This is a genomic window from Leifsonia sp. 563, assembly GCF_040545055.1.
Classification (GTDB): domain Bacteria; phylum Actinomycetota; class Actinomycetes; order Actinomycetales; family Microbacteriaceae; genus Leifsonia.
Genome location: NZ_JBEPLE010000002.1, coordinates 698130 through 719949 on the forward strand (window position 1 = coordinate 698130; position 21820 = coordinate 719949).

Consider the following 21820-nt stretch of genomic DNA (forward strand, 5'->3'; position numbering starts at 1 on the left):
TCTCAGGCGTAGGAGTGGAAGTCGGGGTCGTGACCGGCCAGCTTGGCGTCGAGCCGCTCGACGTCCTGGTCGGCCCGGCGGATGTCGTCCTCGGCCCGTTGCAGCGCCCGGCGGATGAGCTCTTGCCGCGCCTGCGCTTCAGCGACGCGGGCCGAGGCCGCTGCGACGTTCCGGGTGCGCTGACGCTCGAGCTCGGCGACCCCGGCACGCTCGAACGCGGCGAGCTCGTGCTCGAACACCTCCAGGGTCTCGACGTCGACCGCGTGGCGCATGCGGCGCAGCCGCCGGAGCAGCCGTCGGCGGAGGCCGCCGGTGGCGGGGACGCGGTAGTCGGTCAGTCGGTCACGCCGAGGCATCGGTCCTCCTGTGGTGGTCGTCGTGGCCGGCGGCGACGCCGGCGGTCTCCTCGCCCGCTGTGCGGGCAGCCGCGATGGGGTGCAGGGCGTCGACGGCGGTGCCGCGCGAGGTGAGCCAGCCGGAGCGCTGCAGCGCGGGTGGATGCGCGGACACGCGTCCCGACGTTGCCTGACGGAGCGCGCCCCAGTACACGGCGGCCTTCTCGTCGGAGCGGTCGAACATCCGTGCCGCCCGCAACTGCGCCGCAGTGAACCGCGCGTTGATCAGGGCGCTGAGCTCGTCGCTGCGCCGGTGGGCGCGGCGGATGCGCCGCTCCAGCCGCCGCAGCTCCTCGAACGCGGTGCCCTGACCTTCGGCGATGCGGAGCCGATCGCCCTCGGGAAGCCGGTCGATCCGCTCCTCGTACGTGTCGAGGTCGGAGCGGAGGGCGGAGGTGAGGACACGGTGCTCGGTGAGCTCGCGACGCATGCTGCGGAAGAAGCGCTGCTCCTCGCGGCGGGCGAAGGCATCGGCCCTAGCTTGCAGGGTGGCGACGGTCGGCGATGTCCGGTCGCCCGCATCCACCTCGGTGTCGTGGACGGTGGCCGCGTCGCGGCGCGCCAGCCGGACCAGGCGGCGTCGGGCGAACGGCCCGAGTCTCAGCGGCTGCGTCGTCATAACGGGCGAGCGTAGGGAGTCGGCCTGTGCGTCCCCTAGGTGTAGGTCGAAGGAAGCCCGAACGTGACCCAACTGTGACCGCGGTCAGCGGTCGGCCGTCAGCGCCTCCAGATAGCCCGCGTACCCCTCCGGTGCACGCCCGCGCAGCCGGGCGGAGGTGACGACCGGCTCGTGCTCGGACGACAGCATCACGATGCCCGATTCCCGCAGCCGCGCGGCCAGGCGGACGTCCTCCGCGGTGGCGAGTGGCGGGAAGCCGCCGGCCCGGCGGTAGGCGGATGCCCGCATCCCCAGGTTCGCGCCGTGCACGTGGCCGAGGGTGGCGCCGGGGGTATGCCGGTCCTCCCAGACGCGGCGGCGCTCGGCGTCGAGGTCGTCGAGCACCGGGACGACGGCGCCCGTGTATGCGTCGGCGTGCCGGGCCGCGCGCAGGTGCTCGGCGAGCCACCCGCGCGGGACCGTTCCGTCCGCATCGGTGAACGCGAGCCACACGTTCTCCGGGCGCTGTCTGCTGCCGGCGAGCGCCGTCTCGACGCCGTACCCACGGCTGCGGCCGACGTTCCCGAACTCCACGGTCACCGTGCGAACATCAGGATGCCGTGCCGCGATCGCCGCCGAGCCGTCCGTGCACGCGTCGAGCACGAGGACGATGTCCGTCGGCACGTCGACGATCGCGCCGGCGGCCTCGACCGACGCGAGGCAGGCGTCGAGTGTCGGAGCCTCGTCGCGGGCGGGGATCACGACGACCGCTCGACGGATGGCGGGCCTCATCGCAGGACCTCCAGCACGAACTCCTCATCGCGATGCACGACCGCAGGCCGCAGCCCGGAGCGCTCGCGGAACCGGTCGTGCGCTGCCTCTCCTGACTGGGCGAAGTCGTCGGAGTCGCCCGTCCAGTGGCAGAGCAGCACCTCGCCGCCCGGCGCGAGGGACCCGACGATGCGGTCGATGACAGCATCCCACTCGTCTTCGGCAAGGTAGTACGCCAGCTCGGAGACGATCACGAGGTCGGTGCCGTGCTCCGCGGCCACCGGCCACTGCTGCGGGACGCGCATCCGCTCGACCACGACGTTCGGCCGGTCGCGCAGCCGCTCGGCAGCGGCCTCCACGGCCGACGCGGAGCCGTCCACCGCGATGAGCTCATCGCACCGATCGGCGAGCACCAGAGTCGTCTCCCCGATCGAGCAGCCGAGCTCGACGGCCCGGCCGTACCGCTCGCGGGGGAGGGAGGCGGCGAGCACCGCCCGTCGCCGCCGTTCGTACCAGCGCGTGCGGACACGCCACGGGTCGTCGCGTTCGCGGTGCATCCGCTCGAAGTGCTGATCCGCCGGCTCGGGCGGCTCGATGACGACCTCGCGGCCGTCGGCCGCACGCGCCACGAAGCCCGGCTCCAGCACGCCGTGCTGGTTCTCCGATGTCCGCAGCTGCGAGGCGAATGCGGCGAGAGCTGTGCGCTTGCTGCTGCGCTCGCCGGCGTCGAGGACGACCTCGCGCACCCGCCGCCACGGGACGTCGGCCGGAGTGCCCCACTGCCAGAGCCACACCGGGTAGAGCAGGATGCGCAATCCGCGCTCCCGGGCGGCGGCGACAACCTCTCGGCCGAGGGTCCGGTGGTCGCCGTGCCGGTCGCCGGTCCACGGCGCGAGCACCAGGCGGTTCCGCGCCTCCGACGGCGCGTCGAGGATCTCCGCGATCGCGGCGCGGAGGTCAGCCGTGTGGTGTTTCAGGGCGCCGTCGGGCAGACCGAGCGGCACGACGGGCTGCGCCGCGGGAGTCGTGGGGAGGCCGAGGGACGCGAGTGCGGCATCCAACTCATCCAGCCTTCCGTCATCGCACGCAGCGGCGACCACGACCCGGGCCGGGATCCCGGCCTCGGCGGCACGCGAGAGCAGACCGCCGACGCCGAGCGTCTCGTCGTCGGGGTGGGCGGAGAAGACGATCAGTTCGTCCGGCTGTTCGTCGAACGCGGGGACACCGGACCACTCGTCCAGCGCCTCCCACGCTTCCGGGTCCGTTACGGCTGTCCGCGGGTCGAAGCTCACCACCAGACGGACCGCGCATCCAGCTGGGCGAGCCGCTTCGCGAGGGACTCGTCGTCGCGGCCGCGGTGGTACTGCGACACGTACAGTTCGAGGTCGGCGGCGCGGCGGGCGTGCGCCTCGTCGAAGGCGAGGGCCGCCGGTCCGAGCAGGTCGCGCACGGCCGCGAGGGTCAGCACGACCGCGTCGGCGACCGTTCCGCGCACGGCGTGGGCGAGCGCCGCCGCCTCGTCGCCGTCCACTCCGGCGTCGATCAGGCCCGCCGCGTTCTCCAGCTGGAGGCGTCCCGACTCCAGCGCGCGGTACAGCTCCCCGACCCGTGCCGCCAGGAGCGGATTCCCGGGGGCGGCGGCCCGCGTCGTCAGGGCGCGGAACAGCGGGAGGCAGCCGCCCCACCAGCACGCGGCGACGCCGATGCCGCCCCAGCGGAATCCAGGTCGATCCAGATACCAACCGGCCGCGCCCACCGGTTCAGCGGCGGCGTTCTCGAGGCGGAGCGGACCGCTCTCCAGCTCGGCGAGCCCGCGCGCGACCCAGGCTGCCGGCTCGGCCGTGACGGCGTCCTGGCGCAGGTCGACCGCGAACATCCTCCGCTCGTCGGCGACGGTCGCGGTGACGAGACCGTGGGTCAGGCGACCGCCGAGCGAGCACCACGGCTTGACACCGTCGAGCGTCCATCCGTCGGCACTCCGCACGGCTTCGAGGGCCGTGCCCGGGGCCTCCGCCGCGAACACGCCCCACGTCGTCCCTGTCGCGGGGTGTGGGAGCCCCGCCTCCGCGAGGATCGCGAGCGCATCGAGGTGCGGTTCGAGCACCCGCGCGGCCGTCAGGTCGATCGCCGCGATCCGCGAGAGCGTGCCGAATCGCTCCCTCGTCCGGCCGCCGCCGGGCAGAGGGACCGCATCCGGTGGCACTCGCGAGAGGGCCTCCAGCAGCGGGACCACCCGGCCGGGCGACTCCGCCGCGACCTCCTCGTATCCGGCGAGGGCGGTCGGCGTGGGGGTCGTCATATCCACACCGTCGCACGATGCGGGCGTCCGGACGAGTCCCTTGACGGCGACCGGGTGGATGCGCAACGCCCTCGCCGCCCGATAGGGCGCCGCCCCGGACAGGGTGCCGCCCCGGATAGGGTGAATCGGTGACCCCGACCGCCGCAGACAGCGTCCTCGAACTCCGCGATGTCACGTTCCGCCGTGACGGCACCCAGATCCTCGACGGGATCGACCTCACGGTCCGGGCGGGAGAGCACTGGGCACTGCTCGGGCCGAACGGCGCGGGCAAGTCGACGGTGCTCGGGTTCTGCGGCGCCCTCACCTTCCCGACCTCCGGGACCGTGGATGTGCTGGGCCGCCGGCTGGGACGCGTCGAGCTGCAGGAGCTGCGGCGGCACATCGGGCACGTCAACCCGCGGCACCCCGTCCGGTCTCCGCTCACCGTGACCGAGGTCGTGCTCACCGGCATCACCGGCACACTGGAACTGCCGATGCGGTGGGAGCCGACCGAGGAGGAGGTCCGCCGTGCGCACGATCTCATCCACTCGGTCGGTCTCGACGAACACCGGGAGGCGCGCTGGCCCACGCTCTCGCAGGGCGAGCGCGGCCGCTCACTGATCGCGCGGGCCCTCATCTCGGAGCCCCGGCTGCTGCTGCTCGACGAGCCGACGACCGGCCTCGACGTCGCGGCGCGGGAGCAGCTGCTGGAGACGATCGACGGGCTCGCGCACACGGCGCCGGAGCTCGCCAGTGTCCTGGTCACCCATCACCTGGAGGAGCTGCCGGAGACGACCACCCACGCCCTGCTGATCGCGCACGGACGCATCGTGGCGCGCGGCGGCATCGACGAGGCGGTCACGACGGAGACCGTCACGCGGGCCTTCGAGCACCGCATCCGGGTCGAGAAGGCCGACGGCCGGTGGAGTGCGCGCGCGGTGCGGGAGCGCGCGATCCCCGCATGAGCAGCTTCGCGACCGCCGACGACGGAACGCCGATCGCCTTCGACGAGCGAGGTGTCGGGGTGCCGGTGCTGCTGATCGCCGGGCAGGCGACCGGGATGCACGGCTGGGGTGCGTTCGCCGACGCGCTGGCGCAGGACTTCCGCGTCATCGTGTTCGACCATCGCGGGATCGGGGCCAGCGGCGAGGGGGACACCTCGCGTTACTCGACGCGCGAGTTCGCCTCCGACGCTGTCGCCGTGCTCGATGCCGCAGGCGTCGCCGCCGCCCACGTGGTGGGCCACTCGATGGGCGGCCGCGTAGCGCAATGGATGGCCGCCGACGATCCCGCGCGTGTGCGGCGGCTCGTCCTCATCGCCACCTCCGCCGGCGACCGCACAGCGCAGCGCCGCGATCCCTCGGCGATCGCCGACCTTCTGAGCGGCGACCGCGACCGCATGCTGCCGCTGTTCTTCGACGATGCGTGGGCGGCCGAGCATCCTGGCGACGTCGACCGCTTCTTCTCGCGCGTCGCCGGCCGTCCGGCGCTCCGCGGGCACTTCGCCGCCAGCAGGGACCACGACGGGACGGACGCGCTGGCACGCATCCGCGCCGAGACGCTGGTGATCCACGGCACCCGGGATGTGCTCACCCCGCTGGAGCACGCGCGCCTGCTCGAGGGCGGCATCCCGAACGCGACGCTGCTCGAACTCGACGCCCGCCACGGCCTCCACCTCGACACCCCGGCGGTCGAGGACGCCGTGCGGGCATTCCTCGACCGTGGCGCCGCGGGACTCCGCCCCGCCGTCAGCTGACCGCGAACCCTCCCGCTCGGGCGACCTCGACGAACTCGTGGTAGTCGGCCTCCGCCTGATCGGCGTATCGCTCCGCCCACGTCGTCGCGGCGTGGGCGAACGCCGGTCCGGAGCCGAGGTAGCCGGAGACGAACGCCGACTTGGGGGAGCGCGCGTGCGCCCGGGCGAGCACGACGGCGCACACCCGGGCGTAGTCCGAGAACTGTGCGGCGTTCATCGACGGGATGTCGAACGACGCGTTGCGGTTGCGGAACTGGCGCAGGTAGAAGGCGAATCCTTCGACCCGGATGAAGCCGAGGAACGGGTCGGACACCGCCTGCAGGATGCGCTGGCACGCGACGACGCGGTAGCCCTGGTCGTCCGGGAGCAGGGAGAGGTCGAGGTAGCCGGGGAGAGGTGCCACCCCGCCGAACCGTTCGACGACCGAGGCGCTCGCCTCCTTCAGCTGCAGGATCACCGGCTCGCCGATCGGCCCGCGCAGCGCGATCACGAAGCAGCGCGTGCCGACGCTGCCCACCCCGACGACGCGCCGGGCCACGTCGTCGACGCGCAGCTGCGAGGCGAGGAGGGCGGTGTTGGGCGGCAGCGTGCGGCGGTAGCGGTCGTACGCATCCTGGGCCAGGGCCTGGATCTCGGGCTCCGCCCGCCGCAGGATCGGCGGCCGGTCTACGAAGCGCAGCACGCCGTCCTCGTCGGCGCGGAGCGTGCGTCGGGCGGCATGCTCGGTGGTCCGCTTCTTCGACTCTTTGGTGACCTGGCGGATCAGCTGCTCCATGTCCGCGCTGAGCCGTCCGTGGCCGGACGTCACGGAGGTCGGCGTGAAGTAGCGGGCGGTCAGCGGCTCGGTCAGCGCCTCCTGCAGCCAGCGGCGGTAGGCCTCCCCGGCCGACCGCGTCGTGTCCCGCACGAATTCGGGCGACATCCCGAGCGACCGCCCGGCGAGGACGATGCTGGTGAGCATCCGCTTGACGTCCCACTCCCACGGCCCGACCGTCGACTCGTCGAAGTCGTTGATGTCGAACACCATCGCGTTCTCGGGTGAGCGGTACATCCCGAAGTTGGAGATGTGGGCGTCGCCGCAGACGACGACCTCCGCACCCGTCGTGGGCGCCGCGGCCAGGTCGGCGGCCTGGATCGCCGCCGTGCCCCGGTAGAAGGCGAACGCGTCGGCGCTCATCCGCTCCACCCGCAGGTCGACGAGATTCTGCAGGCGGTCCTCGTGCTGGGAGCGGAGGATGCCCATCGGGTCGCGCCCTGGCGGGGGTGCGTAGTCCGCGTGGGCGGAGCGCGGCAGCGTGGCCCGGGCTGCACGCCCGGCCGCGGCCAGCTCCTCGGGAGTGAGCGGGGTCTCCGCGCGCTCACCCGCTTCTGCGACATCCAGAGTCATGCCGCACCTCCTTCGGGAGCGACGTGCCCGCCCTCGCCGTCGGCTCTTCCGGCGAGCACGCGCTCATCATAGGTCGCGGTCTGCCGCTACGGTAAGCAGGATGCGGGAACAGATCGAGCAGGAGTGGATCGAGCACCGCCGTGAGGACGGCGAGCGCGTGGGCTGGCTGCGCCCGGACGGCGACGGCTTCGTGCCGATCGACCTCCTCGGACGCGAGCTGTCCGGCCCGACCGACTGGCTCACCGGCGAGGAGATGCTGGAGTCGGCGGGCATCGGCTACCTCGCCGACCGCTACCAGCTGCGCCTGGACGACGGCCGGTGGATGCGCGTGCGCATCACCGAGGTCTCCACTGACCGGATCGTGGTCATGAAGGACGACTTCGGCGCCATCGACGCGCCCCAGATCGTCTACACGCTGCCGTTCCCCCTCCCGGAGAACCTCCGCCCGGAGTGATGGGCCGCCGGATTCCGGTCTGTCCGCGACGGGTGGCCCCGCGCTAGCATCGGCGCCACGCGGACGGGACACGGCCGCAGAACGGGGGACGAGCCGGATGATCCCGCTCACCGTCGGCACCACGGTGGAGACGCCGGAACGGCCTGCCGTCATCGATGGTTCGCGCTTCAACAGGCACACCTTCTGGTGCGGCCAGAGCGGCTCGGGCAAGACCTATGCGCTGGGCGTGGTGCTGGAGCAGTTGCTGCTCCACACCGAGCTGCCCGTCGCCGTGCTCGATCCGAACGCCGACTTCGTGGAGCTCGCGCACACACGCGACGGATCCGACGGAGACGCGGCCGAGCGGTGGGAGGGCTTCGACATCCGCGTGCTGCACTCCAGCACGCCGCGGGAGCCGCAGGTGCGCATCCGCTTCATCGACCTCAGCGTGCGCTCGAAGGGAGCCGTCGGCCGGCTCGACCCCATCGCGGACGCGGAGGAGTTCAACGCGCTGTTGCATCTGGAGGCGCGGCCGGAGCACTTCGAGCGCGGGACGTTCCTCAGTTCGCTGCTCGAGGCGGACGACCCGGCCCACCGGCGGCTCGGGCTGCGCATCGACAACCTGCAGATCCTCGACTGGCCGCTGTGGGCGATGGGCGGTGGATCCGCGGCCTCGGTCGTCGACGAGCGGCCGCGCGCCACCGTGCTCGATCTGGGCGGCTTCTCGCACCCCGGGGAGCCGCAGGCGGCGGCGCTCGGCATCCTGGAACAGTTGTGGGAGCGCCGAATGGAGCGGCGGCCGCTCCTCATCGTCATCGACGAGGCGCACAACTTCTGCCCGCCGGTGGCTCGCACCACGGTGGAGGCGCAGCTCACCGAGCAGCTCATCCAGATCGCCGCGGAGGGCCGCAAGTTCGGGCTGTGGCTGTTCCTGTCGACGCAACGGCCGACCAAGATCCACCCGAACGTGCTCTCCCAGTGCGACAACCTCGGCCTGATGCGCATGAACTCGCCGCGCGACCTCGCGGAGCTGGCCGAGGTCTTCGGCTTCGTTCCGCACCACCTGCTGGAGCAGTCGCCGACCTTCCGCAAGGGCGAGGCGCTCTTCGCGGGCGCGTTCACCGAGGAGCCGCAGCTGGTCCGCATCGGCCGCCGCCTGACCGTCGAGGGCGGCGGCGACCTGTCCGTGCAGGGCAGCGGGGTCTAGTCCGGCGTCTCGTCCCCGGGGCGTCGCGGGTTCGCGACGCCCCGGTCCTCACTACTTCTGCGCGTGCTGCTGCTTGCGCTCCGTCTTCCGCTCGACGGCTTGCTCCTTCATCAGCTCGCGCGTGTGGGTGAGGTCGCCGATGATCGGCCGCCACAGGCGGGACCTCGGGTCGGAGTCGACGAGCACCGCGCGGACGAGCAATGTCAGCGGGATCGCCAGGATGGCGCCGATCGGGCCGAGGACCACGGCCCAGAACAGCACGGAGAAGAAGGTCAGCGTCTGGCTGAGGGCGACGGCGTTGCCGACCACCTTCGGCTGGACGATCGACTGCACGACGGCGTTGATCACCCCGTAGATCACGATGATCGCCACGACCGTGCCCCACCCACCGGTCAGGAACCCGAAGACGAGCGGCGGCACGATGGCGATGAAGTAGCCAACGTTCGGGATGAAGCTGCACAAGAAGGACAGGATCGCCCACAGCAGAGCGGCCGGGACTCCGAGCAGCCACAACGCCACCCCGTTGATCACGCCCTGCACGATGCCGAGCAGCGTGGTGACCACCATGTACCGGCGCACCGAGTGCGCGAAGCCGCCGAACGCGTAGACCAGGTTCGGCCGGGTCGGCTGCAGCTGTCGCAGCAGGGTCGGGGTGTATGCGGCGTCCGCCGGCATGAGGATGAGCATCGTCAGCACGATCACCAGGAACGCGACCAGCCCCAGCGCATTGCCGAGGAGGCCGCCGAAGAACGACAGGAAGGTTCCCGGATCGAAACCCGCCTTGATCTGCTGCACCTGCTGCTGCCCGACGCCGATGCTCTGGAGCCAGTTCGTGAACTCCGTCCCGAGCTGCTGGAGCTGCGGCTTGTACTGCGGCAGCATCCCGATGAACTGCGCGGTCGCGATCCACAGCACGGCGATGAACCCGGCGAGGAGGGCGAACACGGTCAGGCCGACCGCGCCCGTGGCGAGGCCCTGCGGGGTGCCGTGGCGCTCCAGCCAGACCCGCACCGGCTGGGCGCAGATCGTCAGGACGAGCGCGAGCAGGGTCGGGGCGAGGATGCCGCCGATCGCGGCCATCCCGAACGAGATCACCACACCGGCGGCCAGGCCGAGCAGGATGCGCACGCCGCGCCCCATGCCGCCGGCCGGCCCCAGTTCGGTGTCCGGGTCGACGGGCTCCGCCGGTGCGACGGGGTGCTTGCGCCTGCGCGAGAAGGGCCAGCGACGGCCGGTCCGGTGGTCGGGCTCCGCCGGGGCCGAGGGCGGTGCCGGGATGGGGGCATCCTGGGTCATGAGCCGCTCCATTTCTGCGTCAAGAGCCGCGAAGCGGCCCGCGTGTGCGCCGGCTCATCCGCCGGGAGGGCGTGGCCGGACCGGACGCGACGCCGCAGTCGTCTGGCGACTGCTGCGCCGCGCCCGTTCGTCACGACGAACGCCCGACCGCGGGGGTCAGACCGTCGGCGCTGCCGGCGGCGGTGTCGCCGGTCCGGCCGGTGCGGCGGGTGCCGCGGGTGCCGCTGCGGAGGCGGCCGGAGCCGACCCGCCCGTCGCACCGTGGCTGCTGAGTGCGTGCGCCTTCAGGTGCGCGAACTCATCGGGAGTGATCGCGCCGCTGTCGAGCAGCGCTTTCGCCTTGGCGATCTCGTCCGCCGGGCTCGATCCGGCGACCTGCCGGATGTAGTCGTCCGTGGCCGCTTGATACTGCCTGGCCTCCTTCTGGTTGCGCTCCGCCATGCCGGGGCCGCGGGCGATCAGGTACACCAGCGCCGTCAGGAAGGGCACGAAGATCAGGAAGATGATCCACAGCGCCTTCCACCACCCGTTCAGCTTGTGATCACGGAACAGGTCGCTGATGATCGCGAACAGTGCGAACAGATAGGCCACGAAGGCGAAGCTCCAGAAGAAGAGCCAGATGACGCTCCAGAAGTTGCTCCAGTCCATGTTCGGTTTCCCCTCTCCACTCCAGCTCGGCGAGCCTGGATGTGGGCTGAGAGTAACGCCGCACCTGTTCGCGCGGCTAGACATATTCCGCGGCTGATGCCGAACTGCCGCCGGGGTCAGGAGAGGGCGTCGAGCTCCACGGTGAGGCGGTCGACGATCTCGGAGGCCAGGTAGCCGAGCCGGCCGACACTCGCGGCGAGCGCGTCGCCCGCCGAAGCGTGCAGGTAGGTGCCCCACACGGCGGCCTGGAGAGGGTCGGCGCCGCGCGCGGCAAGCCCGGCGATCGCGCCGGCCAGCGCATCCCCGCTGCCGGAGGTGCCGAGGCCGGGGTCCCCGTTTCCGACGGTCAGCAACCGGCCGTCGGGGGAGGCGACCCGTCCGAAACAGCTCACGGTCGCGCGGTAGCGGCGGGCGAGTTCGAAAGCGTCGGCATCCAGGTCGTCGGTGTCGCGGCCGAGCAGCCGCGCCGCCTCCTCGGTGTTGGGAGTGAGGATGCGCGGCACGTTCCCGACCAGCCGCGGATGCCCGGCGAGGGCTCCGAGGGCGTAGGCGTCGAGGACGAGCACGGTGTCGTGGCCTGCGGCGTGTGCGGCGCGGGGCAGCATCCGGGCGGTCTCCGCAGCGTCGTCCAGTCCCGGCCCGACGAGGACGGCGTCTGCGGACGCCAGGTCGGCGGCCGCGGCGCGGACACCGGCACCGCGCACGCTCCCGGACGAGGTCTCGGGAAGCGGCACGACGCCGCACTCCGGCAGGGCCACGGCGACCGGGGCGGCGACGGACGCGCCGACCGCGAGCGTCAGCCTCCCGGCTCCGACCCGCAGGGCCGCACGCCCGGCGAGCAAGGCGGCGCCGGGGGAGCGCAGGGCACCGCCGACCACGAGCACCTCGCCACGGGACCGCTTGGATCCGGACGGCTGGGGCAGCGGCCAGGCGCGCAGCAGCTCCGGGGTGACGCGCTCCGGTGCGGGCGTCGTCGTGCGCTCACGCATCGGTGCGCGCCTGGCCGGGGTGCTGGGTAGCGGGGAGTCCGGCCACCGCGAGGTGGGCGTCGTCGGCGAATGCCCGCAACGTCCACTCGGCGCCGTCGCCGGTCAACTCGGTGACCGAGGCGTTCGCGACGGGATGCGTCAGCAGGTGCTCGGCGAGCTGCCCCTCGGTCATGCGCAGCAGCACGTACAGGAAAAGGCTGACCACGGCGTCGTGGGCGAACACGACGACCGTGCCGGTCTCCGGGAGATCGCGCAGGAACGAGCGGATGCGCAGCGCCACATCCGTCCACGCCTCGCCGCCCGGTGGGCGGTAGTAGAACTTGCCCGCCCAGCGCCGGCGCTCGGCCTCCAGCGGAAGCCGCCGCTCCACCCCGAGGGCGGTGAGGCGGTCGAGGATGCCGAGCTCGCGGTCGCGCAGGCGCTCGTCGAGCCGCAGCGGCACCTCCTCGCCGAGCGCGAACCGGGCGGTCTGGATGGCACGACGGTAGGGCGAGCTGAATAGAACGGCGTCCGACGGGAGCGCGTCGCGGAGCCGGGCGCCGAGAGCGGCGGCCTGCAGCTCGCCGAGCGGCGAGAGCGTGATGTCGGGGTCGCGCGCCTCGACGGAGATCACTTCGGCTCCGGCCACCTCCGCGGCAGCCGCGGCCACGTTCGCCGTGCTCTCGCCGTGCCGGATCAGGAGCAGGGTGCGAGCGGTCATGCCCTGGACTGTACGCCCGCCCAGTCGAGCACGCGCAAGGCCCGCAGCGTGTTCCAGCGGCTGGGCTCCCCGATCTCCTCGAGCGGGATGGCCGGCCGGCCCGGCAGCAGCCGGTCGAGCGTCCATCGGCCGTCAGGGCCGCGGCGGGAGAGCACGACCTCGACCGCTTCGGCGATGCGCTCGGCGATCCAGCCCTCCGCCATGAGGCCGGAGGCGCGCAGGTGGTCGAGTCCGCGCAGCACGTCGTAATGCCAGTAATAAGGGAAGGAGAAGCGCAGCCACTGCTCGTCGATCAGCTCGCCGGTGGACCGGCGCCGCATCATCCCGCGCACCAGCAGGTAATCCTGACCGCGCTTCAGCGGATCGTCCAGATCTGTGCGCCCGGTCGCATCGCGATAGGCGGCGAGGCCCTCCACGACGCAGATCGTGCTGTGGAACGAGCCGGGCGCATCCTTCGTCTCGGCGTAGCAGTTCCAGCCGCCGTCGGTCTGCTGGCCGTCGAGCAGCTTCTCGACGAGAACGTCCGCGGGCCGGCCGAGCGCCGCCGCCGCGGTGAGCACCCGGCCGTTGATGCACGGCTCGACCTCTCCGTCGAAGAAAGGGCTGTCATCCCACTCCTCGCCCCAGTCGACGTTGGCGGCCACGCGGTCGATGGCTTCGCGCGTCCGCTCGCCCTCGGCGCCGAACAGCCCGAGCAGCAGCACGACGCTGTCGGTGGCGTCGCGGTCCTCCGGCTTCCACACCGTGCCGCCCCACGTCCCTCGGTCGTCCTGGCGGCGCAGCAGCTCGGCGCCCCAGCCATCACGCTCAACGCGGGAGCGCTCCTCGGCCACCTCGTCCGCCGGCGCTCCGAGCAGATCCTGCAGCGTCTGCCAGCGGATGGCAGGGTCGCCCTCCAGCAGCCAGCGGATGACCGCGTCGTCCCGGCTCCATCGCGCTTCGCCCACGCGGCCAGGCTACTCCCGCGGTGTCGCGGCGGCGAACGACTGGGTGCCCAGCACGCTGAGCAGCGCCAGCTTCTCGGCGGCCTCGGTGCGCGGAGCGGCCGTCAGCACCAGCAGGCACTGCGACTGGTCCTCGGTGAACAACGCCTGGCAGTCGAGCTCGATCGCGCCGAGCTCGGGATGGAGAAGGGTCTTGTGGTCCTCGAAGCGACGGGCGACCTCGTGACGCTCCCACAGCTCCGCGAACTCCGGGCTCTCTGTCAGCAGCGCCCGGACCAGCTCGCCGGCGCGCGAGCGCGGACCGAGCGCCCCGTACGCATCCCGCAGCGAGGCGACCTGCGCGCGGCTCTGGCGGGCGCGGTCCTCCTCCGGGTACTGCGCTCGCGCGTTCTCCGGATCGGTGAACCAGCGGTAGTACTCGCTGCGGGCGAGACCCGTGTAACCGGAGCGGTCGCCGAGCAGCGCGACCGCCATGCGGTTCTGGACGAGCGTCTCGCCGAGATTGGAGAGCACCAGCGCCGGGGTGTCCTCGAGCCGGTCGAGCACACGCTGCAGCGCGGGGGAGACGTGGCCGCCGCCCGAGAACCGGTCGGGGGTGTTGTGACCCGCGACCCGATACAGGTAGTCGCGCTCGTCGTCGGTGAGGCGGAGCGCCCGGGCGAGCGACGACAGCATCTGCTCGCTGGGCTGCGGGCCTCGGCGCTGCTCCAGCCGCGTGTAGTAGTCGGTGGACATCGCGGCGAGCAGGGCGACCTCCTCGCGCCGGAGCCCGGGCGCGCGACGGCGGAGTCCGTTCGGGAGTCCGACGTCCTCCGGGCGCAGCGTCTCGCGGTGGCGGCGCAGGAAGTCGGCGAGTGCGGCACGGTCCATCCCTCCATGATGACGCCGACCGCTGCCGCGAACCAGGGATCGGCGATCCCTGGATGACCGCTCCACTTCCTCGCCTGGCGCGGCGCTCGCACAGTGGAGGCATGAACATCACAGGGAACACCGTCTTCATCCCCGGCGCCACCAGCGGCATCGGGCTCGCCCTCGCCGTGGCTCTGCACGAGCGCGGCAACTCCGTCATCGTCGGCGGCCGACGCACCGAGCTGCTCGACCGGATCGCCGCGGAGCACCCCGGCATCGACACCGTCCGGATCGACACCGCTGACGCCGAGAGCATCCGCACCGCGTCCGCCGAGGTGCTGGCCTCTCATCCCGACCTCAACGTGCTGATCGCGATGGCCGGAATCATGCGCGTCGAGGACTGGCACACGCCCGCCGGATTCCTCGAGTCCGCCGAGTCGGTCGTGACCACCAACGTCCTCGGGCCGATCCGGCTGATCGCCGCCTTCGTCGAGCACCTGCAGACCCGCCCGGACGCGACCATCGTTACCGTGTCGTCCGGCCTGGCGTTCGCGCCGCTCGCCGCGACGCCCAGCTACAACGCCAGCAAGGCGGCCATCCACATGCTCAGCGAGAGCATCCGGCTGCAGCTGGCCGACACGTCCGTGCGGATCGTGGAGCTGGAGCCTCCCGCGGTGCGCACGGGCCTCCTGCCCGGTCAGGAGGAGAGCGAGTTCGCCATGCCGCTCGACGAGTTCGTCGGCGAGGTCATGACGCTCATCGAGACGCAGCCCGACGCGAAGGAGCTCCAGGTGGAGCGCGTGAAGTTCCTGCGCTACGGCGAGGCGCGCGGCGACTATGACCGCGTGGTCGAGGTGCTCAACGCGTCCGACCCGCACGGCAAGGACGCGGCGGCCTGATCGGGCGCTGCAGGTCGGTCCGCCGCCGCCGGGCGGTCAGTCTCGGGTGACCGTCAGCCCCAGCCACGCGGCCAGGTCGTCGATCGCGGTATCGACGGCGTCGCGTGTGCTGGGGCCGAACGGCTCGTCCTCGTGGACCGCGGCGACGCGCAGCACTCCGGCCTTCCGGTCCGCCACGGCGTCGAGCTTGCCGACCAGGCGGTCCTCGTGCAGGATCGGCAACGCGAAGTAGCCCCAGCGGCGCTTCGCGGCCGGCTTGTACATCTCCAGCAGGTACTCGAACCCGAACAGCTCCTGCGACCGCACCCTGTCGTGGATGAGGCGATCGAAGGGCGACAGCAGCGCCGTGCGGCCGGCGAACGGCTGCCCGACAGCGGCCGGATCGACCCGCCACTCGCGGTCGTTGCCCTCGACGCGCATGGGGACGCCCGCCTCTCCGACGAGCTGCGGACGGGCGATGCCGAGGGCGCGCAGGCGGCGCTCGTCGCGCAGCCGGGTCGCCTCCGGTTCCGGGACGACCTCGATGCCGGTCGGGTACACCCGTTCGGCGAGGTCCCACGTGCGCTGACGGCCGATCCGCCCGGCGACGGCGACCTCGCCCAGACCCTGCAGCAGTTCCAGCATGTGGGTGACGTTCTTCTCGTGCGTCCATCCACTCGACTGCCAGGGCACCTCCGCCGTGTCCGGGATGTCCTTCGAGAGCAGGGGACCCGCGTCGCGCAGCCGGTCGAGCACGTCGCGCCGGAACCTCGGGTTCGCTTCGAGCCACGCCCGCCACCCGCGGTGGATGGGACCGGCCGCCATCCGGTCCAGGTTCAGCCCGAGATCGGTCACCGGGCGGACCATGGCGAACGGAGGCTGCACAGGGTCGTCCTGCGCCTTCAGTTCGTACAGGGTGCGGTCGTGCTCGACCGCCTCGGCGAGCTGCTCCGGTCGATACGACGCCCCGAGTCGCGTGAAGGCGATCAGGTCCGCACTCGGGGCGATGGCGGCGGTCGGATCGAGCTGCAGGAAGGTCAGGTGCTCGACCAGCGGGACGAGGCCCACCGGACGTCGCGCATCGAGGCGTTGTGCGCGCACGGCGATGCGCCGCGCCTCGTCGCGATCCAGCACCTCGGTCATCGCTTCGGCGATCGCTGCGCTCAGCGGTCGGCGAGCTCGGCGAGCAGCGCGCCCAGCTCCAACGGCCGGGTGAACATCGGCCAGTGCCCGGTCGGCAGCTCCACCACGTCCCAGCGCTCCAGGCGCCCGACCTCGGCCACGGCGGGCTCGCCGCCGTCGAGCCACGAGCGCAGGTCGGCGGGCGTGAACTCGCACGCGACGATGGTGGCCGGCACCGCGCGCCGGTGGGAGTCGTCGGCGAGCTCGATCGGACCGGCGACGACATCGGCCGGTTCCGGCACGGCTATCCGGCGGAACTCGTCGCGCTGCTCGTCGGTCAGGTCGATGAGATCGGCGTCCTCGAAGTCCTCCCAGTCGGGAAGCTCGACCTGGCCGTCGGCCGCCGGCAGGTCGGGTGCGACGGACCCGCCGGGCCCGAGCGGCCAGGCGTCGACGTACACCGTGCGCGCAACGCGATCCGGACGTTCGCCGGTGGCCGCATAGGCCAGGGGGCCGCCGCCGGAATGACCGACGAGCACCACATCCCGCTCGTCACCGCCCAGCTCGTCGATGGCGCGAACAATCGCATCCACATGGTCGCGCACGCGGATGCGGCTGCGGTCGGCGTCGCGCGACTCGAGGCCGGGAAGCGTGAGCGGATGCGCCGTATGGCCCGCGCTCTCGATGGCCGGGATCACCTCCCGCCACGCGTCGGCGCCGAGCCAGAAACCGGGGACGAGAACCATCTGCATGGGGCGACGCTACCGCGGGGTACCGACATCGGGCAGGGGCCGCGCATTCACAGCAGGGCGAGCCGCCCCACGATCTTGTCGACGCGGTTTCGCGGACCCACCACGCTCACGGCGTAATAGGGGAGGGCGTCGGAGGCTGTCCCGGCGACCGTCTCGAGGTACTCGTCGTAGACCCGCGTCAGCTGCGCGGCGGCGGGCATGTCCGCGACGAAGACGCCCTCCGATGCGGCCGCCTTCGCCCGGATCGCCGCCAGCTGCTCACCGCTCGCGCGAAGCACCGAGCATCCCGCCCACGGGAGCCCGGGATGCGTGCTGCCGTCCGCATCCACCGCGTCCGGTCCGAGCAGCCCGGTGACGCCCGCAGCCGTCGCCCCTGCGGTGCAGATCGCCGCGTTGGCCGCGATGCCCGTCGGAAGGGACTCGTCGACGACGACGACCCACTTCAGGCGCGCCGCGCGCGTGGGCGCCGCCGTGTCCACTTCGTCGGGCTGGAAGCCGACCTGATCCGCCATTTGTCGTCCTCTCGTTCGGTGGGATGGGATTGAAGCTACAGAATCCGAGCCAACAGCGCGTGAACTCCGAACTTCGTTCGGCGAGTGCTTTATCCTGAGCGTCATGGACGAACTTGATCGGGCGATCCTGCGCGAACTGCAGTCGGATGCACGGAAGAGCAATCGCGACGTCGCCGCGGCCGTCGGCGTCTCGCCGAGTACCGCGCTGGAACGGACGCGGGCGCTCCGGCGCAGGGGAATCATCCGCGGGGCGGTGCTCGATGTCGACCTCGCATCCATCGGCCGGCCCGTTCAGGCGCTCATCGCCGTGCGCATCCGCCCGCCGTCCCGGCCGGTCATCGAGGGGTTCCGCGACTGGGTGGCCTCACTTCCCGAGACTCTCGGCGTCTTCGTCACGAGCGGCAACGAGGACTTCATCGTCCACGTCGCCGTCGCCGACAACGAGAGCCTGTACGCATTCGTGATCGACCGGCTGACGCAGCGCCGGGAGATCGCCGACGTGCGCACCAGCGTCGTCTACGAGCACCTGCGCAACGGGAGCCCGGAGCCGGTGGACTGATCCCGCGCGCGGGCTACGATGTGCGGCACCGCATCCTTCCGAGAGAGGAACAACGCATGCCCGCACTCACCGACACCTTCACCCTGTCGAACGGCGTCACCATCCCGAAGATCGGGTTCGGCACCTGGCAGATCCCGGACGGCTCCGAGACGTACGACTCGGTCCGCACCGCTCTCGACGCGGGCTACCGGCACATCGACACGGCGCGCGCCTACGGCAACGAGGCCAGCGTCGGCCGCGCGGTCCGCGACAGCGGCATCCCGCGCGAAGAGCTCTTCATCACCACCAAGTGCCCCGCCGAGGTCAAGGATGCGGACGGCGCCCGGCACGCCTTCGACCGGTCCACCGCGCTGCTCGACCTCGGCCCGGTCGACCTCTATCTCATCCACGCGCCGTGGCCGTGGAACGCGATCGGCAGCGACCACCGGGCCGGGAACATCGAGGTGTGGAAGGTCTTCGAGGAGCTCTACGAGCAGGGCCGGACCCGCTCGATCGGCGTCAGCAACTTCGAAGTCGCCGACCTCGAGTCGCTGATCGACGCCACCGAGGTGGTGCCGCACGCGAACCAGATCCGCTGGTTCGTCGGGAACACCCAGCCCGAGACGACGGAGTACAGCAAGGAGCACGACATCCTCGTCGAGGGCTACTCGCCGCTCGCGACCGGGCGCCTGCTCGACAACCGCGACATCAAGGAGATCGCCGACAAGTACGGCAAGTCGGTGGCCCAGGTGAGCATCCGCTACCTGCTGCAGAAGGACATCCTGCCGCTGCCGAAGTCGACGACGCCCGAGCGCATCCGCGAGAACGCCGACGTCGACTTCGAGCTGTCGGCAGAGGATGTGGCCGCGCTCGACGCCCTCGATTCGGGTGAGTGACGCGTCGGGGAGGCTTCGGGGCATGACGGAAACGGGCACACGGGAATAAGGCCGTCCCTCCTGCGTTGGACTTGAGTGCACAAGGCTCAACTTTCAGAAACAGGAGAACACGTGCCTGAGAACTTCACTCCCGACGGTGACGGCGCCAACTCGTTCGACGAGTTCCTCGCCCGGTACCTCGCGGGTGAGCGTGCGCGTAACGCACGCTCCATCGACATCAGCCGCTTCCTCAGCCGGCGCACCCAGGAGATCCTGGCGGAGGCCGGACGGTTCGCGCTTCAGCACGGCCACAGCGAGCTCGACGCGCTGCACGTGCTGCGCGTGATGGCCGAGCAGGAGCCGGCCGCCGACGCCATGCGCCGCATCGGCGTCGACCCCTCCCGGGTGGCCGAGGCCGCCGAGTCGCGCCTGCCCGCCGCGGGCGACGTGATCCAGGCGGACGGCGCATCCATCACCGGGCCGCTCCAGCGTGCCCTCTTCCACGCGTACCAGGTGGCGCAGGCCTCCGGTTCGACCTACATCGACCCCGAGCACGTCTTCTTCGCGCTCGTGATCGGACGGGACGCCCCGGCCGGTCGCGTGCTGCAGGCCGCCGGCGTGACGCCGGAGGCCCTCACCGAGGCGATGCGTCAGAGCACCACCGTCGGCGCCGGCCAGCCCGGCGACCCGGACGCCGCGCAGGACGACTCGCAGACCCCGATGCTCGACCAGTTCGGCACCGACCTGACCGCGCTCGCCCGCGACGGCAAGCTCGACCCGGTGATCGGACGTCTGGACGAGATCGAGCAGACCGTCGAGATCCTCTCCCGCCGCACCAAGAACAACCCGGTGCTGGTCGGTGAGGCCGGCGTCGGCAAGACGGCGATCGTCGAGGGCCTCGCCCGCGCGATCGTCTCCGGCGACGTGCCCGAGCAGCTGCAGGACAAGAAGGTCGTCTCGCTCGACCTCGCCGGCATGGTCGCAGGGACCCGGTACCGCGGCGACTTCGAAGAGCGGCTCACCAAGCTCATGGACGAGATCAGCGACGGCAAGGACGAGCTGATCGTGTTCATCGACGAGCTGCACACCGTGGTCGGCGCCGGAGGGTCCGGCGAGTCCGGCGGGATGGACGCGGGCAACATCCTGAAGCCCCGCCTGGCCCGCGGAGACCTGCACCTGGTCGGCGCGACGACGCTCAAGGAGTACCGCCGCATCGAGAAGGACCCGGCGCTGGAGCGCCGCTTCCAGCCGGTGACCGTCGGCGAGCCGTCGGTGGAGGACGCGGTCCTCATCCTCGACGGCCTCCGTGGCGCATACGAGGATCACCATGGCGTGACCTACACGGCCGACGCGATCCGCGCCGCCGTGGAGCTCTCCGACCGGTACATCTCCGACCGCTTCCTGCCCGACAAGGCCATCGACCTGATCGACCAGGCCGGAGCGCGTCTGCGCCTGTCGCTGGGCAAGCGCGTCGACACGTCCGCTCTGATGGAGCGCCTGGCCACGCTGGAGTCCGAGAAGAACTCCGCCGTGGCGGCCGAGCACTACGAGGAGGCGTCGCGTCTGCGTGACGAGATCGAGGCCGTGCAGCGTTCGCTGGACGAGCTCGGTTCCGCCCCGCGGGTCGAGGCCGTCGTCGGCGAGCCCGAGATCGCGGCCATCGTATCCCGGTCGACCGGCATCCCGGTGTCGCGCATCGGTGAGGCCGACCGTGAGCGCCTTGCGCGTCTCGAGTCGGAGCTGCACCACCGCGTGATCGGTCAGGACGACGCGGTCGTCGCGGTCGCGAAGGCCGTCCGCCGCAACCGCACCGGCCTCGGTGACGAGCGCCGCCCGGTCGGCAGCTTCCTCTTCCTCGGCCCGACGGGCGTGGGGAAGACCGAGCTGGCGAAGTCGCTCGCGTCGTCGCTGTTCGGCGACGAGAAGGCGATGCTGCGCTTCGATATGAGCGAGTTCGGCGAGCGCCACACGGTCGCGCGCCTGGTCGGCGCCCCTCCCGGGTACGTCGGCTACGACGAGGCCGGTCAGCTGACCGAGCGCGTGCGCCGCAACCCGTACTCGGTGGTGCTGTTCGACGAGATCGAGAAGGCCCACCCGGACGTGTTCAACCTGCTGCTGCAGGTGCTCGACGACGGCCGCCTCACCGACGGCCAGGGCCGGACGGTCGACTTCCGCAACACGGTCGTCATCATGACCTCCAACCTGGGCTCGGAGTTCCTGGCGTCGCGGAGCGGCGCGCTCGGCTTCGTCCCGGCCGGCTCGGACGGCTTCTCCTCGGAGAAGGACATCCGCGACCGGGTCATGGGCAAGCTGCGCGAGGCCATGCGCCCCGAGTTCCTGAACCGCATCGACGAGATCGTGCTGTTCCGGAAGCTGGATGCCGAGCAGCTCCGCGACATCGTGCGCCTGCTGCTCACCGCGACGGCCTCCCGGCTGTCCGCCCGCGACATCGCCTTCGAGGCGACGGATGCGGCGGTCGCCTGGATCGCCGACGCCGGCTACGAGCCGGAGTACGGCGCCCGCCCGCTCCGCCGCGTCATCCAGCGCGAGGTCGACGACCGCATCGCCGAGCTCATGGTCAGCGGCGAGCTCTCCGAGGGCGGCCGCGTGATCGTGGACGCCGAGGCCGGCGACCTGCGGGTCGCCGCGGCTCCTGCGGCACTCCCGCTCGCGGCGTAATCCGCCCCGGCACCTCCCACCGAAGCGCCGGTCCTGTTCGCAGGGCCGGCGCTTCGTGCATCCGGCGCCACGCCTGTGGGTCGCAACACGCCGTTATGCGCGCGCTGTAACGGCGTGTTGCGACCCAACGAAGCGGGGGCCGGGGGCGGTAACGCGGGTTTCGGAAAAGAGGGGCGGCCGGGGGGGATGGTCGCCTCCACAACCTAACCAAAG

General features: G+C 71.9%; 23 protein-coding genes. 8 read left to right on the forward strand and 15 right to left on the reverse strand.

Annotated elements, in window-relative coordinates:
• Positions 1–2: 2 nt before the first annotated feature.
• The 5 genes from ABIC47_RS10315 to ABIC47_RS10335 form a co-directional block, all read right to left on the reverse strand.
• Positions 3–356 (reverse strand): hypothetical protein, encoded by a 354-nt coding sequence (locus tag ABIC47_RS10315; RefSeq protein ID WP_018190258.1) that lies wholly within the window; start codon positions 354–356, stop codon positions 3–5.
• Positions 343–1014 carry a hypothetical protein gene (locus ABIC47_RS10320; RefSeq protein ID WP_354480062.1) on the reverse strand — a complete coding sequence of 224 codons (672 nt, stop codon included), beginning with the start codon at positions 1012–1014 and terminating at the stop codon, positions 343–345. Before ABIC47_RS10320 ends, ABIC47_RS10315 begins: the two co-directional genes overlap by 14 nt.
• A gap of 84 nt (positions 1015–1098) precedes the next feature.
• The gene (locus ABIC47_RS10325; protein WP_354480065.1) at positions 1099–1785 is read right to left on the reverse strand and encodes a glycosyltransferase family 2 protein; all 687 of its coding nucleotides are present in this window, start codon (positions 1783–1785) and stop codon (positions 1099–1101) included.
• Entirely contained in the window at positions 1782–3056 is a 1275-nt protein-coding gene (locus ABIC47_RS10330; RefSeq protein ID WP_354480067.1) for a PIG-L family deacetylase, read from the reverse strand. The genes ABIC47_RS10325 and ABIC47_RS10330 overlap by 4 nt, the downstream gene beginning before the upstream one ends.
• Entirely contained in the window at positions 3053–4063 is a 1011-nt protein-coding gene (locus ABIC47_RS10335) for an acyl-CoA dehydrogenase family protein (RefSeq protein WP_354480070.1), read from the reverse strand. Before ABIC47_RS10335 ends, ABIC47_RS10330 begins: the two co-directional genes overlap by 4 nt.
• 128 nt (positions 4064–4191) lie before the next feature.
• Between ABIC47_RS10335 and ABIC47_RS10340 the strand changes: the two genes are divergently transcribed.
• On the forward strand, positions 4192–5007 hold the full coding sequence (locus ABIC47_RS10340; RefSeq protein ID WP_354480073.1) for an ABC transporter ATP-binding protein: 816 nt from the start codon (positions 4192–4194) through the stop codon (positions 5005–5007).
• Positions 5004–5798: an alpha/beta fold hydrolase gene (locus ABIC47_RS10345; protein ID WP_354480076.1), complete on the forward strand. Its 795-nt coding sequence runs from the start codon at positions 5004–5006 to the stop codon at positions 5796–5798. Before ABIC47_RS10340 ends, ABIC47_RS10345 begins: the two co-directional genes overlap by 4 nt.
• On the opposite strand, the gene ABIC47_RS10350 is transcribed toward ABIC47_RS10345, so the two are convergent.
• A complete protein-coding gene (locus ABIC47_RS10350; RefSeq protein WP_354480079.1) occupies positions 5791–7185 on the reverse strand; it encodes a DUF2252 domain-containing protein in 1395 nt (464 codons plus the stop codon). The two genes, ABIC47_RS10345 and ABIC47_RS10350, sit on opposite strands and share 8 nt — an antisense overlap.
• A 100-nt stretch (positions 7186–7285) precedes the next feature.
• On the opposite strand from ABIC47_RS10350, the gene ABIC47_RS10355 reads away from it, so the two are divergent.
• Together ABIC47_RS10355 and ABIC47_RS10360 are read left to right on the forward strand one after the other, a co-directional pair.
• Complete coding sequence (locus tag ABIC47_RS10355) at positions 7286–7639, forward strand: hypothetical protein (protein ID WP_354480082.1); 354 nt, start codon at positions 7286–7288, stop codon at positions 7637–7639.
• Between the two features lie 97 nt (positions 7640–7736).
• Positions 7737–8825, forward strand: coding sequence for an ATP-binding protein (locus ABIC47_RS10360; RefSeq protein WP_020075284.1), 1089 nt, complete (start codon positions 7737–7739; stop codon positions 8823–8825).
• 51 nt (positions 8826–8876) lie between these two features.
• On the opposite strand, the gene ABIC47_RS10365 is transcribed toward ABIC47_RS10360, so the two are convergent.
• From ABIC47_RS10365 to ABIC47_RS10390, 6 genes are all read right to left on the reverse strand, one after another.
• On the reverse strand, positions 8877–10121 hold the full coding sequence (locus ABIC47_RS10365) for an AI-2E family transporter (protein WP_354480085.1): 1245 nt from the start codon (positions 10119–10121) through the stop codon (positions 8877–8879).
• A gap of 156 nt (positions 10122–10277) precedes the next feature.
• The gene (locus ABIC47_RS10370; RefSeq protein WP_020075280.1) at positions 10278–10769 is read right to left on the reverse strand and encodes an SHOCT domain-containing protein; all 492 of its coding nucleotides are present in this window, start codon (positions 10767–10769) and stop codon (positions 10278–10280) included.
• Positions 10770–10885: 116 nt separating this feature from the next.
• Positions 10886–11758, reverse strand: coding sequence for an NAD(P)H-hydrate dehydratase (locus tag ABIC47_RS10375; RefSeq protein WP_354480088.1), 873 nt, complete (start codon positions 11756–11758; stop codon positions 10886–10888).
• Positions 11751–12458, reverse strand: a complete 708-nt coding sequence (locus ABIC47_RS10380; protein ID WP_018190271.1) for a histidine phosphatase family protein — start codon at positions 12456–12458, stop codon at positions 11751–11753. Before ABIC47_RS10380 ends, ABIC47_RS10375 begins: the two co-directional genes overlap by 8 nt.
• Positions 12455–13405: a hypothetical protein gene (locus ABIC47_RS10385; protein ID WP_354480091.1), complete on the reverse strand. Its 951-nt coding sequence runs from the start codon at positions 13403–13405 to the stop codon at positions 12455–12457. Before ABIC47_RS10385 ends, ABIC47_RS10380 begins: the two co-directional genes overlap by 4 nt.
• 9 nt (positions 13406–13414) lie before the next feature.
• Entirely contained in the window at positions 13415–14272 is an 858-nt protein-coding gene (locus ABIC47_RS10390; RefSeq protein ID WP_354480094.1) for a helix-turn-helix transcriptional regulator, read from the reverse strand.
• A gap of 101 nt (positions 14273–14373) precedes the next feature.
• Here ABIC47_RS10390 and ABIC47_RS10395 point away from each other — a divergent pair, with 101 nt between their 5' ends.
• Positions 14374–15150, forward strand: coding sequence for an SDR family oxidoreductase (locus tag ABIC47_RS10395; protein WP_354480097.1), 777 nt, complete (start codon positions 14374–14376; stop codon positions 15148–15150).
• A gap of 36 nt (positions 15151–15186) precedes the next feature.
• Here ABIC47_RS10395 and ABIC47_RS10400 read toward each other — a convergent pair whose 3' ends face one another.
• Genes ABIC47_RS10400 through ABIC47_RS10410 form a run of 3 tightly spaced genes read right to left on the reverse strand, consistent with a single transcriptional unit; the run spans position 15187 to position 17515 of the window.
• The gene (locus ABIC47_RS10400; RefSeq protein ID WP_354480100.1) at positions 15187–16272 is read right to left on the reverse strand and encodes a DNA glycosylase AlkZ-like family protein; all 1086 of its coding nucleotides are present in this window, start codon (positions 16270–16272) and stop codon (positions 15187–15189) included.
• Between the two features lie 20 nt (positions 16273–16292).
• Positions 16293–17003 (reverse strand): alpha/beta fold hydrolase, encoded by a 711-nt coding sequence (locus ABIC47_RS10405; RefSeq protein ID WP_354480103.1) that lies wholly within the window; start codon positions 17001–17003, stop codon positions 16293–16295.
• Between the two features lie 47 nt (positions 17004–17050).
• The gene (locus tag ABIC47_RS10410) at positions 17051–17515 is read right to left on the reverse strand and encodes a DUF2000 domain-containing protein (protein ID WP_354480106.1); all 465 of its coding nucleotides are present in this window, start codon (positions 17513–17515) and stop codon (positions 17051–17053) included.
• Between the two features lie 103 nt (positions 17516–17618).
• Here ABIC47_RS10410 and ABIC47_RS10415 point away from each other — a divergent pair, with 103 nt between their 5' ends.
• From ABIC47_RS10415 to ABIC47_RS10425, 3 genes are all read left to right on the forward strand, one after another.
• Positions 17619–18074, forward strand: a complete 456-nt coding sequence (locus ABIC47_RS10415; protein WP_020075272.1) for an Lrp/AsnC family transcriptional regulator — start codon at positions 17619–17621, stop codon at positions 18072–18074.
• A gap of 56 nt (positions 18075–18130) precedes the next feature.
• Positions 18131–18949 (forward strand): aldo/keto reductase, encoded by an 819-nt coding sequence (locus ABIC47_RS10420; protein WP_354480109.1) that lies wholly within the window; start codon positions 18131–18133, stop codon positions 18947–18949.
• Positions 18950–19060: 111 nt separating this feature from the next.
• Positions 19061–21607 (forward strand): ATP-dependent Clp protease ATP-binding subunit, encoded by a 2547-nt coding sequence (locus ABIC47_RS10425; RefSeq protein ID WP_354480112.1) that lies wholly within the window; start codon positions 19061–19063, stop codon positions 21605–21607.
• Positions 21608–21820 lie beyond the last annotated feature (213 nt).

What these genes read in the sequence shown, in the direction of transcription:
- ABIC47_RS10365 (WP_354480085.1), bottom strand. Translation starts at nt 10,121, where the DNA reads ATGACCCAGGATGCCCCCATCCCGGCACCGCCCTCGGCCCCGGCGGAG.
- ABIC47_RS10360 (WP_020075284.1), top strand. Translation starts at nt 7,737, where the DNA reads ATGATCCCGCTCACCGTCGGCACCACGGTGGAGACGCCGGAACGGCCT.
- ABIC47_RS10420 (WP_354480109.1), top strand. Translation starts at nt 18,131, where the DNA reads ATGCCCGCACTCACCGACACCTTCACCCTGTCGAACGGCGTCACCATC.
- ABIC47_RS10370 (WP_020075280.1), bottom strand. Translation starts at nt 10,769, where the DNA reads ATGGACTGGAGCAACTTCTGGAGCGTCATCTGGCTCTTCTTCTGGAGC.
- ABIC47_RS10325 (WP_354480065.1), bottom strand. Translation starts at nt 1,785, where the DNA reads ATGAGGCCCGCCATCCGTCGAGCGGTCGTCGTGATCCCCGCCCGCGAC.
- ABIC47_RS10380 (WP_018190271.1), bottom strand. Translation starts at nt 12,458, where the DNA reads ATGACCGCTCGCACCCTGCTCCTGATCCGGCACGGCGAGAGCACGGCG.
- ABIC47_RS10405 (WP_354480103.1), bottom strand. Translation starts at nt 17,003, where the DNA reads ATGCAGATGGTTCTCGTCCCCGGTTTCTGGCTCGGCGCCGACGCGTGG.
- ABIC47_RS10415 (WP_020075272.1), top strand. Translation starts at nt 17,619, where the DNA reads ATGGACGAACTTGATCGGGCGATCCTGCGCGAACTGCAGTCGGATGCA.
- ABIC47_RS10355 (WP_354480082.1), top strand. Translation starts at nt 7,286, where the DNA reads ATGCGGGAACAGATCGAGCAGGAGTGGATCGAGCACCGCCGTGAGGAC.
- ABIC47_RS10395 (WP_354480097.1), top strand. Translation starts at nt 14,374, where the DNA reads ATGAACATCACAGGGAACACCGTCTTCATCCCCGGCGCCACCAGCGGC.
- ABIC47_RS10345 (WP_354480076.1), top strand. Translation starts at nt 5,004, where the DNA reads ATGAGCAGCTTCGCGACCGCCGACGACGGAACGCCGATCGCCTTCGAC.
- ABIC47_RS10320 (WP_354480062.1), bottom strand. Translation starts at nt 1,014, where the DNA reads ATGACGACGCAGCCGCTGAGACTCGGGCCGTTCGCCCGACGCCGCCTG.
- ABIC47_RS10375 (WP_354480088.1), bottom strand. Translation starts at nt 11,758, where the DNA reads ATGCGTGAGCGCACGACGACGCCCGCACCGGAGCGCGTCACCCCGGAG.
- ABIC47_RS10410 (WP_354480106.1), bottom strand. Translation starts at nt 17,515, where the DNA reads ATGGCGGATCAGGTCGGCTTCCAGCCCGACGAAGTGGACACGGCGGCG.
- ABIC47_RS10400 (WP_354480100.1), bottom strand. Translation starts at nt 16,272, where the DNA reads ATGACCGAGGTGCTGGATCGCGACGAGGCGCGGCGCATCGCCGTGCGC.
- ABIC47_RS10350 (WP_354480079.1), bottom strand. Translation starts at nt 7,185, where the DNA reads ATGACTCTGGATGTCGCAGAAGCGGGTGAGCGCGCGGAGACCCCGCTC.
- ABIC47_RS10315 (WP_018190258.1), bottom strand. Translation starts at nt 356, where the DNA reads ATGCCTCGGCGTGACCGACTGACCGACTACCGCGTCCCCGCCACCGGC.
- ABIC47_RS10390 (WP_354480094.1), bottom strand. Translation starts at nt 14,272, where the DNA reads ATGGACCGTGCCGCACTCGCCGACTTCCTGCGCCGCCACCGCGAGACG.
- ABIC47_RS10335 (WP_354480070.1), bottom strand. Translation starts at nt 4,063, where the DNA reads ATGACGACCCCCACGCCGACCGCCCTCGCCGGATACGAGGAGGTCGCG.